Raw genomic sequence first — 17,464 nt, 5'->3', positions numbered from 1 at the left:
GGCAGGCCGATGACAGCCAGTCTGATGATGGTCGATCCGCGCGACAGCGTCGCGACGGCGCTTGCCGATCTCGAAGCGGGCCTTGCGACCGAGGTCGGGGGCATCGCGGTCACGCTCGCCGAGCCCGTCGCGCGCGGCCACAAGGTCGCGGTGCGCGCGGTTGCCGAGGGCGATCCAGTCATCAAGTTCGGCTTCCCCATCGGCCGCGCCACCCGTGCGATCGCGCCGGGCGAATGGGTCCACACGCATAATGTCCACACCGCGCTCGCGACGAGCGGCAGCTATGCGCGCGGCGCCGCGCCCGATCCGCTGGTGCCGCACGATGCGCCCGGCTTCATGGGCTATCGCCGCGCCGACGGGCGCGTCGGCACGCGCAACGAGATCTGGGTGCTGCCGACCGTCGGCTGCGTCGCGCGCACTGCGCAGAAGATCGCCGACCGCGCCGACCGGCTGCATCAGGGCCGCGTCGACGGCGTCCACGCCTTCACGCATCCGTTCGGCTGCTCGCAGCTCGGCGACGATCTCGACGGCACGCGCGACATATTGGCCGCGCTTGCCGCGCACCCCAATGCCGGCGGCGTGCTGCTCGTCGGCCTCGGCTGCGAATCGAACCAGCTCGCGAAGCTGATGGAGGCGATCGACCCCGCGGCGCATCCGCGCATTCGCATGCTGACCGCGCAGCTCGCCGGCGACGAGGTCGAGGAAGGACTGGCGCTGGTTGAGGAACTCGTCGCGCTTGCCGAACGCTCCGAACGCAGCGAAGCGCCACTGTCGGATCTCGTGCTCGGCGTCAAATGCGGCGGCTCCGACGGTTTCTCCGGCCTCACCGCCAATCCGCTCGTCGGACGGATGAGCGATGCGGTGACCGAAGCGGGGGGCTCCACGATCCTCACCGAGATCCCGGAGATTTTCGGCGCCGAACAAATGCTGATGGACCGCGCCGTCGACGACAGGGTGTTCGGTGAGATCGTCGGGCTGGTGAACGGCTTCAAGGCCTATTTCACCGCGCATGGCGAACCGGTTTCGGAGAATCCCTCGCCGGGCAACATCGCCGGCGGCATCACGACGCTCGAGGAGAAATCGCTGGGCGCGGTGCAGAAGGGCGGCCATGCCCTCGTCACCGACGTCCGTCATTATGGCGAACGCGCGCGCATGACGGGGCTCACGCTGCTTGAGGCGCCGGGCAACGATGCCGTGTCGTCGACCGCGCTGGCGGCGGCGGGCGCAACGGTTATTCTTTTCACCACCGGGCGCGGCACGCCGCTCGGCTTCCCGGTGCCGACGATCAAGATCGCATCGAACAGCGCGCTTGCCGAACGCAAGAAGGGCTGGATCGATTTCGACGCCGGCCGCGCGCTGGGCGAGGGGATCGCGCCTGTCGCCGACGCGCTGCTCGATACCGTCCGCGCCGTGGCATCGGGGCGCGAGACCGCCAATGAACGCAATGGCGAGCGCGAGATCGCGATCTGGAAGCGAGGTGTGACGCTGTGAGCGCGGCGCCCGAAAAGCCCCGGCGCGGCTATCGCTGGACGGTGGTCGCGCTGCTCTTCGCGGCGACCGTCATCAACTATGTCGATCGCCAGATGATCGGCATATTGAAGCCGACGCTGGCCGACGAGCTCCAATGGAGCGAGACCGACTTCTCCAACGTCATCTTCTGTTTCTCGCTCGCCTATGCGCTTGGCTATGTCGTGTTCGGCCGCGTGGTCGATCGGCTGGGGACGCGTATCGGCTATGCGATCGCCTTCACCATCTGGCAACTCGCGCATATCGCGCACGGCGCGGCGTCGACGATCACGCAGTTCGCGCTGGCCCGCTTCGGGCTCGGCATCGGCGAGTCAGGCAATTTCCCGGCCGGCATCAAGGCCGTGACCGAATGGTTCCCCAAGCGCGAACGCGCCTTCGCGATCGGGCTGTTCAACGCCGGATCGAATGTCGGCGCGATCATCACGCCGCTGATCATTCCGTGGATGACGATCGCTTATGGCTGGCGCACCGCCTTCTACGTGACGGGCGCGGCGGCCTTCCTCTGGCTCTTCGCCTGGTGGGCGCTTTATCGCCGTCCGCGCGAGAAGGCGGGGCTGTCGGCGCAGGAACTGGCGTGGATCGAGCAGGACCCGGCCGATCCGGTTGTGCCGATCCCCTGGCGCCGGCTGCTCGGCCGGCGCGAGACCTGGGCCTATGCACTCGGCCGCTTCTTCATCGATCCGATCTGGTGGTTCTTCCTCTTCTGGCTGCCCGGCTATCTCGGCGAGCGTTACGGGCTGGACCTGCTGAGCTTCGGTCCACCGCTCGTCGTCATTTATCTGCTGTCGGACGTCGGCAGCATCGCCGGCGGCTGGATGTCGTCGCGGCTGATCGCGGCGGGGCGTAGCGTCCCGTTCGCGCGCAAGCTGACGATGCTCATCTGCGCGCTGTTGGTGCTGCCCGTCTTCTTCGCTCAGTCGATCGACAATCTGTGGGTGGCGGTGCTGGTGATCGGCGTGGCGACGGCGGCGCATCAGGCCTTCTCGGCCAACCTCTATACGTTGCCGTCGGACCTGTTCCCGCGCAACGCGGTCGGTTCCGTTATCGGTATCGGCGGGACGGCGGGCGCGGTCGGCGGCATGCTGATGGCCAAATATGCCGGGTTCGTGCTCGATCACCTGCACAGCTATGCCCCGATTTTCGCCGTCGCGAGCAGCGCCTATCTGCTCGCGCTGTTCGCGATTCACCTGCTGTCGCCGCGCTATGCACCGGTGAGAATCGACGAAAGCTGATCCTTTGCGCCGCGTCTGCCGGCGCAAATATATTTCATTTCAGTGTCATAACGCGTCGTGCGCTTTTGCGTTGACGTGCATCGTCCCGTTTATTAAACAGCATTCTCACATGTTGAAACGACGTTCCAGAAAATGGTAACGCTATCAGGATGCAAGAGCCGAGCGAGGTCCACTCGCCATTGGTTTCAGGAACCATCGCGCACAAGCCGCAGCGACGGCGGCGCGATCGAAGGGGAGGATTGAATGTCGATATTCATCGCCGGTCGCCGGAGTCGTCTTCTGTCGGGCGCCACGCTGTCCGCCATCGTGCTTGCGATGCAGGCCGCGCCGGTCGGCGCGCAGACGGCCGATCAGGCCGCGCCCGCCGCACCCGCTGCCGCCGAGGAAGGCGCGACGGACATCATCGTCACCGGTTCGCGCATTGCGCGCGACGGCTTCGACTCCACAACCCCGGTCAACGTCGTCAGCGCGAACGACATCAAGCTCTCGGGCAACGTCAATATCGAGAAGACGCTGACCCAGCTTCCGCAGGTCGTCGGCTCGGGCCTTGGCGGCGCGACGTCGAACACCGTTCCGGGCGGCTTTGCCGACGTGAACCTTCGCGGCTTCGGCTCGACGCGCAACCTCGTCCTCGTCAACGGCCGCCGCTACGCCATCTACGGCCCCGAGCAGGTCACCGACCTCAACACCATTCCCTCGTCGCTGATCGCGCGCACCGAGATCGTCACCGGCGGCTCGTCAGCCGTCTATGGTTCGGATGCGATCACCGGCGTCGTCAACTTCATCATGCGCGACGATTTCGAGGGCGTGGAAGGCAAGGCGCAGCTCAACATCGATGCGCCGACCGGCACCCCGGTCTATAATTTCGATCTCACGATGGGCGGCAACTTCGCCGACAATCGCGGCAACATCGTCGTTTCGGGCAACTATCTGAAGCGCGGCGCGATCACGCGCGGCGAGCGCGGCAGCTTCGCCTATGACTCGCTCAACGACGGCTGCGTCGTGAAGGGCACGAGCAGCCCGAACCGCGCCGGCACGCCCTTCACTCCGCCCGCCGGGCAGAGCTGCGTCGCGGGTGGTGGCGAGCTCGGCTTCGTCGCCGGCGGCAGCGGCGACATCCCCAATGGCCGCTTCTCGGGCATCCCGGCCTTCGGCTCGGCCAGCCCCGCGTTGCAGGCGGCCTATTCCGCCGCCGGTCTTGGCGCGCTCGGCTCGCGCGGCTTTACCTTCAACGACGCCGGCACGGCCGCGCGTCCGGCGCTCACGCCGCAGGACGACTTCAACCTCGGCCCCGACAATTATCTGATCCAGCCGCAGAAGCGCTGGATGATCAACAGCTTCGGCCATTACGACTTCACCGACAGCATCACCGGCTACATGGAGCTGCATTACAGCAGCAACACCGTGAACGCCCGTCTCGCCCCGACCAATGTCGGCGCGCCGACGCTGTTCGACGTCAACAATCCCTATCTGACGCCGGCGCTGCAGAATGTGCTGCGCGTGCTCGACCAGTCCGAAACCGGCCCGACCACGGTCACCGCCGGCACCGCGACCTATGTCAACAATCCGGGTGACGGCCGCGCCGTCATCACCGCCGGCCGCCGCTATGTCGAGGTCGGTGCGCGTCTCGCCAGCGAGCGGCGCAACGTGTTCCGCGGCGCCTGGGGCTTCAAGGGCGATCTCGGGAACGTCTCGGACGGCTTCCTGACCGACCTGAAATATGACGTCTACTACACCTATGCGCGCAGCGAGGACACGCTGCAGCTGAGCAACGCCATCTCGCGCAGCAAGCTGCAGGCTTCGCTGCTGTCGCAGGGCGGCGCCGCTCCGCTGTGCAACATCTTCGGCGCGAACATCACCGATGCGTGCGCGAAGGCGATCTCGATCAGCGCGACCAACACTACCGTCGCGACCCAGCAGGTCGCGCAGGGCAGCGTCACGGGCAACCTGTTCCGCCTGCCGGCCGGCCCGGTCGGCTTCTCGTTCGGCGGCGAATGGCGTAAGACGAGCGCGACCTTCCGTCCTGACTCCTTCCTCTCGTCGGGCGACGTCGCGGGCTTCAACCCCGGCCTGCCGACGCAGGGCAGCGTCTCGGTCAAGGAAGTGTTCGGCGAAATCCGCGTGCCGATCCTCGCCAACACGCCCTTCTTCAAGGAACTGACGGCGAGCAGCGCATTCCGCTATTCGGACTACAGCCTCGACGGCGTCGGCGGCGTGTGGACCTATAATGGCGGCCTCGACTGGCGCGTCAATTCGGACATCGCCTTCCGCGGCCAGTATCAGCGCGCGATCCGTGCGCCCAACGTGTCCGAGCTGTACGGCGGCGTGACTCGCGTCGTCGGCGTGGCGACCGATCCCTGCTCGAGCCGCGCGCCGGCTTCGCAGCAGACCGCCTCGGTCCGCGCCGTCTGTATCGCAACCGGCGTTCCGGCATCGCAGGTCTTCCAGGCCAGCGTCCAGCCGAACAGCATCATGCCCGCGGATTTCGGCGGCAACCCGAACCTGGGCGCCGAAAAGTCGGACACGATCACGTTCGGCGCGGTCTTCTCGCCCAGCTTCATTCCGCGCCTCTACTTCAGCATCGATTATTTCAACATCAAGCTGAACGGCGCGATCTCGTCGCTTGGCGGCGGTCTGCAGAACACGTTGAACCTTTGCTACAACGTGCTGCAGGATCCCAACAGCGAGTTCTGCCAGGCGGTCCGCCGCAACCCGACCACGGGCGAGATCAACGATCCTTATGTCGCGCAGATCCGCAACGCGAACACGGGCCAGATGCGCACTTCGGGCCTCGATTTCACGCTGCGCTATCGTCACGATCTGAACTTCGGCTTCCCGGGTCTGGCGCGCACCAGCTCGATCGATTTCAGCAGCAGCTACACCTGGCTGAACGATTTCACGCTCACCCCGGTCTCGGCCTTCCCGAACATCAAGAACCACTGCGCGGGTTCGTTCGGGCCGACCTGCGGCCAGCCGCTTCCGGAATGGCGTGGCTTCTCGCGCATCACCTGGAACCTCGACAGCCTGAGCCTCAGCCTGCGTCACCGCTATATCGGCCCGGTCACCACCGACCGCTATCTGGTGCCGCTGCGTCAGGGCTCGGCGGCGACGCCGGCGCTCGACACGATCGTCTATCCGCGTCTGCCGTCGCGCAATTATTTCGATCTCTCGTTCGAATATAATCTGAAGTCGGGCATCCAGCTCTTCGGCGGCGCGAACAACATTCTCAACCGCAAGCCGCCGATCACGACACAGGGGCCGAACGCCAATACCTTCTCGGCCACCTACGACGTGTTGGGCACCGAGTTCTTCATGGGCGCCAGCCTGAAGTTCTAATAAGGGGGCAGGGCCGGCGGGCGCCATGCGCGTCCGGCGGCCCTGTCGGTTCCGGACGGGAGGTTTGATGCGGCTCGATCGTCGTTCCTTGATGTTGGCGACGGGCGGCATCGCGCTGGCAGGCGCCTCCCGTCCGTTGCTCGCCGCTTCGTCCGCGCTTGGCGGCGAAGGCTGGGTCAGCGTCCGGCGCTTCGGCGCGAAGGGCGATGGCAAGTCGATCGACAGCGATGCGATCAACAAGGCGATCGATCATGTCGCCTCGCTCGGCGGTGGCACCGTCTATGTCCCGGCTGGCACCTATGCCAGCTATACGATCCGGCTGAAGAGCAGGGTCAGCCTCTATATCGACAACGGCGCGACGATCCTCGCCGCGGCGCCGACGGAGGGCCGGGGCTATGATCATCCCGATCCGATCGGCGATTGGGGCGCCTATCAGGATTTCGGCCACGGCCACTGGCGCAACAGCCTGATCTGGGGCGAAGGCCTCCACGATATCGCGATCCTCGGCCCCGGGCTGATCTGGGGCAAGGGGCTCGGCCGCGGCGACGGCAAGGATAACTGGCTGAAAGACCCCAGCGGTCCCGGCACCGGCAACAAGGCGATCGGCCTCAAAAATTGCCGCAACGTCACGCTGCGCGACATCCGCATCCTCGAAGGCGGCTGGTTCGCGCTGCTCGCGACCGGCGTCGACAATCTCACCATCGACAATGTCCTCGTAGACACCAACCGCGACGGTTTCGATATCGATTGCTGCCGCAACGTCCGCGTCAGCAACTGCACGGTCAACTCGCCGTGGGACGACGGCATCTGCCCGAAGAGCAGCTTTGCGCTCGGCGAGGCGCGGATGACCGAGAATCTCACGATCACCGGCTGCTTCGTCACTGGCAATTACGAAGTCGGGTCGGTCGTCGCCGGCACATGGCGCAAGATGCCCGCCGATTTCGCCTCGCAAATCCACGGACGCATCAAGTTCGGCACTGAGTCCAACGGCGGCTTCCGCAACATCGCGATCAGCGACTGCGTGTTCGAGGACAGTTGCGGCCTCGCCTTCGAGACGGTCGACGGCGGCATCATCGAGGATGTCGCGGTCAGCAACATCACCATGCGCGGCATCGTCGACGCGCCGATCTTCCTGCGCGTGGGCAAGCGGATGCGCGGGCCCGCCGGCGTGCCGATCGGGTCGATGAAGCGCGTGCTGATCCAGAATGTCGTCAGCTCGGGCGCGACGATCCTGCCTTCGGTCATCGCCGGCCTCGTCGAGCGCCCGATCGAGGATGTCCGCATCGCCGACAGCTATTTCCACCATGTCGGCGGCGCGCCTGCCGCGATGGCCGGCGTCGTCCCGCCCGAGAACGAGCTCGGCTATCCCGAGGCGACCATGTTCGGCGATCTGCCGGCGACGGGCTTCTTCGTCCGCCACGCCCGCCGCTTCGGCATGAGCAATGTCGAGATCGCGACGGCGGTCGCCGATCCGCGCCCCGCCTTCCGGCTGGAGGATATGGCCGACGCCGATTTCACCGGCATGCGGCTGCCCAGGGGGATCGGCTATTCGCTCGATCGCGTCTCGGGCTTCCGCCTCACCAACAGCCGCGGCTTCGCCGACCGCCAGATCGACGGCCCGGTCACGACGCGTTTCTGACCGGGGGGCGCGGCGCCTTGGGCGTCGCCGCCTTCATCGCCGCCGCGATCGCCTCGCGCATCGGCTTGGGCCGGAACTCGGCGTCATAGGGCAGGGGGCGCTTGGGCAGCCCGTCGGTGCGCGGCCGAAAATTGTTGAGCCAGCTATATTTGTCGCTCAGCCCCCAGCACATCACGGTGCGGCAATTGGGGTAGGACAGCATCAGATCGAGATAGGCGCGCGTATGCGCCGCCACTTCGGCGTCGCGCGGGCCGATCGCGCTCGGCAACGGATTGTCGTGCACGTCCATCTCGGTGACGAGCAGGTCGAGCCCCATGCCGCTCACCGTATCGAGGAACTGGCGCCAGGCCTTTTCGTCGAGCGAGCCAAGGCCCACGGGTGAATCGCTGAACTTGCTGCCGAGATGGCTCTGCACCCCCAGCGCATCCACGGGCGTGCCCCGCTTCAGCAACGCTTCGAGCAGACGCAGCACCGCGTCGCGATGCGTGCCGTCGTCCGACCGCCAGCTCATATAGTCATTATAGACAAGCTGGGCGTGTGGCGCCGCGCGCCGCGCGGTGCGAAAGGCGATGTCGATCACCGTTTCCGCGCCCAGATGCTTCGAGAGCGCCGTCTCGCGCAGCTTGCCCGTGTCCGAATCGATCGCCTCGTTGACCACGTCGAAACTGTCGACCTGCGGCGCGTAGCGCCCGGCGACGGTCATGATATGGTCGACCAGCAGCCTTTCGGCCTCCGCGCCCGGACGCGGGCCGAAGTCATAGTCGCTCACCCATTTCGGCATCCACTGCTCAGAATGCCAGAGCAGCGTGTGCCCGCGCAGGCCCAGCCCCTCGCGCTTGGCCCAGGCGGCGATCGCGTCCATCGGGGCGAAATTGAACTGGCGGGCATTGGGGCGCGTGACCGACCATTTCATCTCGCTCTCGGGCACGACCAGCGCGCATTGCTGCGCGTTGAGCGCGCGATAGGCGGGGTCGGCGAAATTGCCCTTGCCGATGGTGCTGCCGAAGGCGATGCCCCTGGCCTTGCCGATCGCCGCCAGCGAGGCGCGGTCACCCGCGCGCGCAAGGGCGGGGGCCGATCCGGCGACCGCAAGCGCGCCCGCGCTCGAAACGAAGGTGCGGCGATCGATCTTCATGTAGGTATCTCCTGTCGATTCTGTCGGGTTCAGCGCGCGGGGCAGATGCGGCCCTGCGCCTCGGGCAACGGGAAGGATGGCGGCACGGGTTTACCCGCCGCCTTCAACCGCGCTTCGAGACCGGGGATCGCGGCGGGCAGCGCGGGGTCGAGATCGGCGGCAAAGACGGGATCGCGCTCGGCCTGCTCGAGGCTCACGAAATCGAAGCCCATGCGCCGGTAGAGCGCGATCAGCCGGGGCATCAGCTTCGCGTCGAGCGCGCCGAGATGAAGCAGCAGCACATAGGGAATGTCGCGGCCGTAAAGCGTCTGCGCCATCGCGCGCGCGCGGATCGCCTCGGCTTTCGCGGCCGCTAGCCAGTCGCGCTCCAGCCTGGCGATCGCCTTGCGGTCGTGCTGCGCGACGCAGCGCGCATAGGGATCGCTATAGGCGAAGTCGCCGAAGCTCATCGTCACCGCTGCGATGCGGTAGCCGCGCGCGGCGAGGATGGCGCGCGCCGCGTCGCGCCTGGCAGGATCCTTCCCCTCGGCCAGATAGGGATAGCGGAACCAGTGCCAGTCCTGCCCGGCGGAGACGCTGGCGAGCAGCGGCTCGTTGCGCACCAGTTCGGCCTCGAACTCGGCCGGGCTCATCGTATCGAGATTGCGGTGCGACCAGCCGTGATTGCCGAGCGGAAGCCCGGCCTTGCTCCAGTCGTCGAGCACCTGCGCCGACAGGGGTTCCTTTTCGATCGCCGCGCCGTTGACGAAACCGCGCGCAGGCACGCGCCCGGCCTTCAGCGCGGCAATGATGCTGCGCCCGATCGCAACGCGCGTCACCCCCGGCGGCAGGCTGGCATGGGCGGGCAGGTCGTCGATCGTGATCGCGATGACGGGGCGCTGCGGCCTGTTCGCGGCAACGCCCGCAGCCGGGCTCGTCAGGGCGATGAACGCCAGCATGCCGATCGCCGTGCGGATTGCCATATCTTCATCCCCTCATCCTGCAGTCCGGTCGACTGCACGCCGTGCGCGTTAGCGCTATCATTGATGCCGACCATAGCAGTGTCGCGTGCTTTTTCCAGCACTTCGTGGCATTATGGCACCTCGGGTCGGGGTCTGGAGGCCATGTCCATCCTTTCAAATATGTTGAACATCATTCACAGATTTATGCGGGTATTCCGATAGCGTTGCCGTGCGTATCCATTGGGCCAAGGCAGACGGAGGCGACGCCGCCGGGGGCCGGAAGCACCGACCAGCAAGGAGACGTCCAATGACCATCACCGCTACGCCGACCCCGGGGAAGAGCCTGATCTCGCCCGGCGACCACACACTGATCATGATCGATTTCCAGTCGCAGATGGCTTTTGCGACCAAGTCGATCGCCCCCGAATTGCTGCGCAACAATGCTGCGCTCGTCGCCAATGCCGCCGCCGGCTTCGGCGTCTCGACCATCCTCACCACCGTTGCCGAGAAGAGCTTTTCCGGCCCGATGTTCACCGAGGTGACCGATCCCTTCCCCGGCAAGACGCTGCTTGACCGCACCTCGATGAACACGTGGGAGGATGCCGGCGTGATCGCGGAAGTGAACCGCATCGGCAAGGAACGCATCGTGTTCGCCGGCCTGTGGACTTCGGTCTGCATCGTCGGTCCCGTCGCCTCGGCGATCGATCAGGGCTTCGACGTCTATTTCATCGCCGACGCCTGCGGCGACATCTCGCCCGAGGCGCATGAGCGCGCCGTGGAGCGCATGATCCAGCTCGGCGCCAAGCCGATGACCTCGCTCCAGTATCTGCTCGAGCTGCAGCGCGACTGGGCGCGCACCGAAACCTACGACTTCACGACCGGCGTCGCGAAGAAGTGGGGCGGCGCCTACGGCATCGGCATCACTTACGCCAAGTCGATGTTCGGCGCCTCCGAAGGCGGCCATTGATCTGATATCCCCGGCCGGGCCGCCGATCGGCCCGGCCACCCCCTTCCCGAAATCATCTCATTTGAAAGGACAAGCCATGGCTTACGTCACGGCCAAGGATGGCACACGCATTTTCTACCGCGAATTCGGGCAGGGTCGCCCGATCGTCTTCTCGCACGGCTGGCCACTCAACGCCGATGCGTGGGACGGGCAGATGCTCTTCCTCGCGGAGAACGGCTTCCGCGTCATCGCGCACGATCGCCGCGGCCACGGCCGTTCGGACCAGCCGGCGACCGGCAACGACATGGACACCTATGCCGACGATCTGGCGGCGGTGATCGAGGCGCTGGACCTGAAGGACGCGGTCCTCGTCGGCCATTCGACCGGCGGCGGCGAGATCGCCCGCTATGTCGGCCGCCACGGCACCGGGCGCGTCGGCAAGATGGTCCTCGTCGGCGCGGTCACGCCGCTGATGAAGCGCGGCCCGACCAATCCGGACGGCCTGCCGCAGGAAGTGTTCGACGGCATCCGCAAGGCAGTGCTCGACAATCGCTCGGGCTTCTACCTCTCCTTCCCCGATACCTTCTTCGGCTGGGACATCGGCTTCCCGAAGGACGAAAGCCTGCGCCTCGCCTTCTGGCAGCAGGGCATGGCCGGCAGCGCCTACGCCCAGTATCAGTGCGTGCAGCAATTCTCCGAGACCGACTTCACCGATGATCTGAAGAAGATCGACGTGCCGCTGCTCGTCATCCACGGCGATGCCGACCATGTCGTGCCGATCGACATCACCGCAAAGCGCGCGGTGGAGATCGCGCCTCATGCTACGCTGTCGATCTACGAAGGCGCCCCGCACGCCATTCCGACGATCAACCAGGATCGCCTGAACGCCGATCTGCTCGCCTTCGCCCGCGACTGAACCGTAACGAAGGGAGGACGGACATGAAGCCCTATCTGCTCTCGCTCGGCGCCGGCCTGATCGTCGGCATCGTCTATAGCCTGATGGGGGTCCGTTCTCCCGCTCCCCCCGCCATCGCCCTGCTCGGCCTGCTCGGCATGCTCGTCGGCGAACAGATGCTTCCCATCGCAAAGAAGCTCGTCGCCGGGCAGGATGCGATCGCCTTTGTCCGCACCGATTGCGCCGAGAAGATACTCGGCCTGCCGGTGACGGCGAAGGACGAAGCCGAGAAGGACCGCGCATGAACCGCCTGACCCGCCGCCAGACGCTTGCCGGCGTCGCCGCCGCCCCCATTGCCGCCGCTGCGGCCTCAGCCACCGGAACCCTCGCCATGCCGCAGACCGATCTCATCATCGTCAACGCCAAGGTCACGACGCTCGATCGCGCCAATCCGCAGGCGGAGGCCGTCGCCATCCGCAGCGGCAAGATATTCGCCGTCGGTTCGGAGCAGGAGGTGCGCGCCGCAGCACCTGCCGCGACGGTGATTGACGCAGGCGGCCGCCGCCTGATCCCCGGCCTGATCGACAGCCACATCCACGTCATCCGCGGCGGGCTCAACTATAATATGGAGCTGCGCTGGGAAGGCGTGCCGACTCTCGCCGACGCGATGGCGATGCTCAAGAAGCAGGTCGACAACACCCCCGCGCCGCAATGGGTGCGCGTCGTCGGCGGCTTCACCGAACATCAGTTCGCCGAGAAGCGCCTGCCGACGATCGAGGAGATCAACGCCGTCGCCCCCGATACGCCGGTCTTCATCCTCCACCTCTATGATCGCGCGCTGCTCAATGCCGCCGCGCTCCGCGTCGTCGGCTATACCCGGGATACGCCCAACCCGCCGGGCGGCGAGATCCTCCGCGACGCCGCCGGCAATCCCACCGGCCTGCTGCTCGCCCAGCCCAATGCGACGATCCTCTACGCGACGCTCGCCAAGGGGCCGAAGCTGCCGGCCGACTATCAGAAGAATTCGACCCGCCATTTCATGCGCGAGCTGAACGGGCTGGGCGTCACCAGCGTGATCGACGCGGGCGGCGGCTATCAGAATTATCCCGACGATTATCAGATCATCGAGGAACTTCACCGCGACGGCGAGATGACGCTGCGCATCGCCTACAACCTCTTCACGCAGAAGCCGAAGGAAGAGCTGAAGGATTTCGCCACCTGGTCGACCAAGGTGAAGCCCGGCGACGGCGACGACACCTATCGCCACAATGGCGCGGGCGAGATGCTCGTCTATTCGGCGGCCGATTTCGAGGATTTCCGCGTCGCCCGGCCCGACATGCCGGCGAATATGGAAAGTGATCTCGAACCCGTCGTCCGCCTGCTTGCCGAACGGCGCTGGCCCTGGCGCCTTCATGCGACTTATGACGAGACGATCGGCCGCGCGCTCGACGTGTTCGAGAAAGTCAATCGCGACGTCCCGCTCGAAGGGCTCAACTGGTTCTTCGACCATGCCGAGACGATCAGCGACCGCAACATCGATCGCATCGCCGCACTTGGGGGCGGCATCGCCGTCCAGCACCGCATGGCCTATCAGGGCGAATATTTCATCGAGCGCTATGGCGCGAAGGCCGCCGAGCGCACGCCCCCGATCAAGCGGATGATGGCGGCGGGGCTGAAGGTCGGTGCGGGCACCGATGCCACGCGCGTCGCCAGCTACAATCCCTGGGTGTCGCTGTCCTGGCTCGTCACCTCGAAGACGGTCGGCGGCACGCGCCTCTATCCCGTCGCCAACCGCCTCGATCGCGAGACCGCGCTCCGGCTCTGGACCGAAGCCAACACCTGGTTCTCGAACGAAGTCGGCAAGAAGGGTCAGGTCAAGGCCGGCCAGCTCGCCGATCTTGTCCTGCTCTCGGACGATTATTTCTCGGTGCCCGAGGATCGCATCGTCGGCATCCGTTCGGTGCTGACCCTGCTCGGCGGCAAGGTGGTCCATGGCGAGGGCGATTATGCGCCGCTCGCCCCCGCGCTGCCCCGGCCGATGCCCGATTGGTCGCCGGTCGCGACCTTTGGCGGCTATTACCGGGCGCCGGAAACCGCGCAGAAGATGGCGTCGGCCTGCGGCTGCCATTCGGCCTGCAGCGTCCATGGCCATGATCATGCCGCCGCACTCGGCGCGGATGTCCCCGCCGCCGACGTCCAGAGCTTCTGGGGCGCGCTCGGCTGCGGCTGCTGGGCCGTCTGACCCTCGTCACTTTCGATCCAAGGAGCCCGTCTGATGAAGACCAACCGCCTCACGCTGCTTTTCGCCGCTGCCGCGATCACCCTCGGCGCCCCTGCCGCGACGCCCGCCATCGCGCGCGCACCCGCGCCCGCCGCCACCGCCGGCTATGCGGTCGGCGCGCAATATGACACCACCCATGTCTATGTGGACGCCGCCGATTTCGATCGCTTCGTCGCCAGCTTCGTCGCGACCTTCGGTGGCACCGCGAGCAAGCAGGGCGTGTTTCAGGTCACGCCGACGCCCAGCCAGACCATGTCGCAGCTTGCCCTGACGCCTGCCGGCACCATCTCGGTCTTCGGCTTCAAGACGCCCATTCCCTATCCCTTCGGCGCCGAACGCACCGGTTATCTGGTGAGCGACATGGACGCCGCCGTCGCTTCGGCGGTGAAGCATGGCGCGACCCGGCTGGTCGAAACCTTCCCCGATCCCATCGGCCGCGACGCGCTGATCCAGTGGCCGGGCGGGGTGAACATGCAGCTTTACTGGCACACCACCAAGCCCAGCTACGCGCCGCTCGGCACTATCCCTGAAAACCGCATCTATCTCACTGCCGACGCTGCCGATGCCTTCATCGGCCGCTGGACCGCCTTCGCCCACGGACGCATCGTCTCGGACGAGAAAGCCGCGCCCGGCGACGAGGTCGGCCAGCCGGGCAAGACGATCCGCCGCGTCCGCATCGACTCGGGCTATGGCAAGATGGTCGTCCTCGTCTCCAATGGTCAGCTTGCCTGGCCGTTCGGGCGCGACATGACGGGCTATGAAGTCGCCGATCTCGCCGCGACGCTCGACAAGGCGAAGGCCGCCGGCGTCACCCTGCTCGCGGGTCCGTGGACCGATGGCGCGCGCAAGGCCGCGATGGTCCAGTTTCCCGGCGGCTATATTGCCGAAATCCACAGCGGACAGGGCAAGTGACGGGCGCGCCCCGCTTCGTCGGCCATATCCTCGATTGGCCCGCGACATGGTTCGTCGCGCGCCTCGCGCTGGTCGGCGCCTATCTGCTCGGCGGCATCGTCAAACTCGCCGACTGGCAGGGCGCGGTGGCCGAGCAGGCGCATTTCGGCATGAACCCGCCCGCCTTGTGGGCGGGGCTGACGATCGCGGTCGAGCTGATCGGCCCGGCGCTCATCCTGTCGGGCCGGCTGGTCTGGCTGGGGGCGGGGATGCTCGGCGTCTTCACGCTGCTGGCCGCCTTCACCGCCAATGCCTTCTGGACGATGGAAGGGGCGGAGCGCTTCATGGCGACCAATGCTTTCTTCGAGCATCTCGGCCTGATCGGCGGTTTCATCCTCGTCGCGCTGGTCCACTGGCGGGCGAAGCGGGGCGGCTGATGCGTATCGGGGGGGGCATCATCGCGGCCTTGCTGTTCGCAGCTCCGGCGGCGGCGCAGCTTGTCGAGCCGTGGAAGCCCCCCGTGCTCACCACCGAACGCTATAATGAGGATTGGTCCGACCTCGCCGATCCTGCGAAGCGCACCGGCCGCTGGACCGAGCGTTTCAAATATATCCCGCTCGATCAGACCGGCTCGGCCTATCTCACCACCGGCACCGAGATTCGCCTGCGCTACGAGGATTATCGCGACAATCTGTGGGGCGGGGCGGACGCGCCTGACAATGGCTATCTGTGGGCGCGCGCCATGCCCTATGCCGATCTCCATGTCGGCACGGTGCGCGCTTTCGTCCAGCCGATCATCGCTTACGCGGCGGGGGTGAAGCCCTCGGCCAGCCCGGTCGATCAGACGCGCGTCGATCTGCTCCAGGGATTCGGCGATGTCCTGATCAAGGTCGGCGACGATGCAAGCCTGCGCCTGCGCGCCGGGCGCGAGCTGATCGGGCTCGGCACCGAAAGGCTGGTCGGTACGCGCTATGGTCCCAACGTCCCGCTCGGCTTCGATGGCGGCCGCGCGATCTTCCACAGCGGCCGCGCGACGATCAATTTTCTCTATGTCCGGCCCGTCGACGCACGCGGCGGCAGCTTCGACGATCGCACCTCGTCGACGCGCAAGCTGTGGGGCGCCTATGCCACGCGGACGCTCGGCGGATCGGCGGCGACGGGCATCGATCTCTATTATCTCGGCTATCGCAACAGCCGCGCCGCCTTCGATCAGGGTGCCGGGATCGAGACGCGCCACACGCTCGGGCTGCGCAGCTTCGGCGTGGCGGGCGACTGGCGCTGGAATGTCGAGGGCGCCTATCAGTTCGGCCATTTCGCCGGCGCCTCGATCAGCGCCTGGACGCTGGGCACCGAACTCGTCCGATCCTTCCCCGCCGCGCCGCTCAAGCCGCAGGTGACGCTGCGCGCCAACATCGTCAGCGGCGACCGCAATCGCGACGATCCCCGGCTCCAGACCTTCAACGCCATGTTTCCCAAGGGCAAATATTTCGGCGAGTTGTCGCCGATCGGCCCCTACAACATCATCAACACCCATCTCGGCGGCGGTTTCGATCTCGGGCGCGGCGTCGGCTTCGGCATCGTCGGCATGGCTTATTGGCGCCAGAGCAAGGGCGACGGCATCTACGACATTCCCGGTCACCTGATCCGCAGCGGCGCGGGCAGCGACGCGCGCTTCATCGGCAAGGAAGCCGAAGCGACGCTGTCATGGCTCGCCACGCCCGAGCTCGAACTGTCGGCCTCGCTCTCCTTCTTCCAGCCGGGCGCGTTCATCCGCGAGACCGGCCCCGCGCGCACGATCCGCATGATCGGGCTCGAAAGCAATTTCCGGTTCTGAAAGGGAACGCATCATGACGCCTCAGCCCCCCGCCACGCCTGCCTCACCGCTCCCCTGGCTGCTGCTGTTCCTGTCGGTGACGACGGGGCTGGTCGATGCGATCAGCGTGCTCGGGCTGGGCAAGGTCTTCACTGCGAACATGACGGGCAACATCGTCTTTCTCGGGTTCGCGGCGGCGCGTGCGCCGGGCTTCTCGGTCGCGCCCTATCTCGTCGCGCTCGGCGCGTTCCTCGTCGGCGCGCTGGTCGGGGGGCGGACGGGCAAGGCGCATGCCGGGCTGCCGCTGCGCCGCTGGCTGATCGTCGCCGCGCTGATCGAGGCTGCGCTATTCTGGGCGGCGGCGGCGATCGCGCCGGGGATCGACGTCGCCGCGCAGGCGCCGCAATCGCACATCCTCGCGATCATCGCGCTGACCGCGCTCGCCATGGGCTTCCGCAACGCGACGATCCGCCAGCTCAAGATCCCCGACCTCACCACCACCGTGCTGACGCTGACTCTCACGGGCCTCGCGGCGGACTCGCGCCTCGCGGGCGGCGGCGATCCCAACTGGGCGCGGCGCGCGGGCAGCGTCGTCGCGATCTTCGCGGGCGCGGCGATCGGCGCGCTGCTCCTCTTGCATGTCGGCCTCGTTGCGCCGCTGCTGCTCGCGGGCCTGATGGTCCTCGCCGGCACCGCCGCCTGCGCGCTCCATCCCTCGGCAGCAAATCCGCACGCGGGGTGAAGCTGGATCCGGCACGGCGCCGGCCCGCTCCCCCACCCGGCCTCCCACTCAGTGTACCCTAGATGGGAGGCCGGGTGGGGGAGCGG

At 66.7% G+C, this 17,464-nt stretch carries 14 protein-coding genes; 12 read left to right on the top strand and 2 right to left on the bottom strand.

Annotation, left to right across the window (positions count from 1 at the left end):
• The first annotated feature begins 9 nt into the window (after positions 1 to 9).
• The 4 genes from AC3WT0_RS14245 to AC3WT0_RS14230 all read left to right on the top strand — a co-directional run bounded on the left by AC3WT0_RS14245 (position 10) and on the right by AC3WT0_RS14230 (position 7,734).
• Entirely contained in the window at positions 10 to 1,491 is a 1,482-nt protein-coding gene (locus AC3WT0_RS14245; protein ID WP_492754064.1) for a UxaA family hydrolase, read from the top strand.
• Positions 1,488 to 2,759, top strand: a complete 1,272-nt coding sequence (locus tag AC3WT0_RS14240; protein WP_492754063.1) for an MFS transporter — start codon at positions 1,488 to 1,490, stop codon at positions 2,757 to 2,759. Before AC3WT0_RS14245 ends, AC3WT0_RS14240 begins: the two co-directional genes overlap by 4 nt.
• Before the next feature lie 243 nt (positions 2,760 to 3,002).
• A complete protein-coding gene (locus AC3WT0_RS14235; RefSeq protein ID WP_492754062.1) occupies positions 3,003 to 6,095 on the top strand; it encodes a TonB-dependent receptor domain-containing protein in 3,093 nt (1,030 codons plus the stop codon).
• A gap of 67 nt (positions 6,096 to 6,162) precedes the next feature.
• The gene (locus AC3WT0_RS14230; protein WP_492754061.1) at positions 6,163 to 7,734 is read left to right on the top strand and encodes a rhamnogalacturonidase; all 1,572 of its coding nucleotides are present in this window, start codon (positions 6,163 to 6,165) and stop codon (positions 7,732 to 7,734) included.
• Here the strand turns inward: AC3WT0_RS14230 and AC3WT0_RS14225 are convergent.
• Positions 7,718 to 8,869 carry an endo-1,4-beta-xylanase gene (locus AC3WT0_RS14225; RefSeq protein WP_492754060.1) on the bottom strand — a complete coding sequence of 384 codons (1,152 nt, stop codon included), beginning with the start codon at positions 8,867 to 8,869 and terminating at the stop codon, positions 7,718 to 7,720. The two genes, AC3WT0_RS14230 and AC3WT0_RS14225, sit on opposite strands and share 17 nt — an antisense overlap.
• 29 nt (positions 8,870 to 8,898) lie before the next feature.
• Positions 8,899 to 9,831, bottom strand: coding sequence for a polysaccharide deacetylase family protein (locus AC3WT0_RS14220; RefSeq protein WP_492754059.1), 933 nt, complete (start codon positions 9,829 to 9,831; stop codon positions 8,899 to 8,901).
• A 286-nt stretch (positions 9,832 to 10,117) separates the two neighbouring features.
• Here AC3WT0_RS14220 and AC3WT0_RS14215 point away from each other — a divergent pair, with 286 nt between their 5' ends.
• The 8 genes from AC3WT0_RS14215 to AC3WT0_RS14180 all read left to right on the top strand — a co-directional run bounded on the left by AC3WT0_RS14215 (position 10,118) and on the right by AC3WT0_RS14180 (position 17,378).
• The gene (locus AC3WT0_RS14215; protein WP_492754058.1) at positions 10,118 to 10,777 is read left to right on the top strand and encodes an isochorismatase family protein; all 660 of its coding nucleotides are present in this window, start codon (positions 10,118 to 10,120) and stop codon (positions 10,775 to 10,777) included.
• Between the two features lie 76 nt (positions 10,778 to 10,853).
• Positions 10,854 to 11,672: an alpha/beta fold hydrolase gene (locus AC3WT0_RS14210; protein ID WP_492754057.1), complete on the top strand. Its 819-nt coding sequence runs from the start codon at positions 10,854 to 10,856 to the stop codon at positions 11,670 to 11,672.
• 23 nt (positions 11,673 to 11,695) lie between these two features.
• Positions 11,696 to 11,956, top strand: a complete 261-nt coding sequence (locus AC3WT0_RS14205) for a DUF1427 family protein (protein ID WP_492754056.1) — start codon at positions 11,696 to 11,698, stop codon at positions 11,954 to 11,956.
• Complete coding sequence (locus AC3WT0_RS14200) at positions 11,953 to 13,893, top strand: amidohydrolase (protein WP_492754055.1); 1,941 nt, start codon at positions 11,953 to 11,955, stop codon at positions 13,891 to 13,893. Before AC3WT0_RS14205 ends, AC3WT0_RS14200 begins: the two co-directional genes overlap by 4 nt.
• A gap of 33 nt (positions 13,894 to 13,926) precedes the next feature.
• Positions 13,927 to 14,844 carry a VOC family protein gene (locus AC3WT0_RS14195; protein ID WP_492754054.1) on the top strand — a complete coding sequence of 306 codons (918 nt, stop codon included), beginning with the start codon at positions 13,927 to 13,929 and terminating at the stop codon, positions 14,842 to 14,844.
• Positions 14,841 to 15,260, top strand: a complete 420-nt coding sequence (locus tag AC3WT0_RS14190) for a DoxX family protein (protein WP_492754053.1) — start codon at positions 14,841 to 14,843, stop codon at positions 15,258 to 15,260. Before AC3WT0_RS14195 ends, AC3WT0_RS14190 begins: the two co-directional genes overlap by 4 nt.
• The gene (locus tag AC3WT0_RS14185) at positions 15,260 to 16,657 is read left to right on the top strand and encodes an alginate export family protein (RefSeq protein ID WP_492754052.1); all 1,398 of its coding nucleotides are present in this window, start codon (positions 15,260 to 15,262) and stop codon (positions 16,655 to 16,657) included. Before AC3WT0_RS14190 ends, AC3WT0_RS14185 begins: the two co-directional genes overlap by 1 nt.
• Positions 16,658 to 16,670: 13 nt before the next feature.
• Complete coding sequence (locus AC3WT0_RS14180) at positions 16,671 to 17,378, top strand: YoaK family protein (RefSeq protein ID WP_492754051.1); 708 nt, start codon at positions 16,671 to 16,673, stop codon at positions 17,376 to 17,378.
• The last annotated feature ends 86 nt before the right edge of the window (positions 17,379 to 17,464 follow it).

The sequence above is a fragment of the Sphingomonas sp. EU05-FHT14C10 genome (assembly GCF_058790595.1).
The sequence above is the reverse complement of the archived record's forward strand: the minus strand, read 5'-3'. Positions and strand labels throughout refer to the sequence as shown.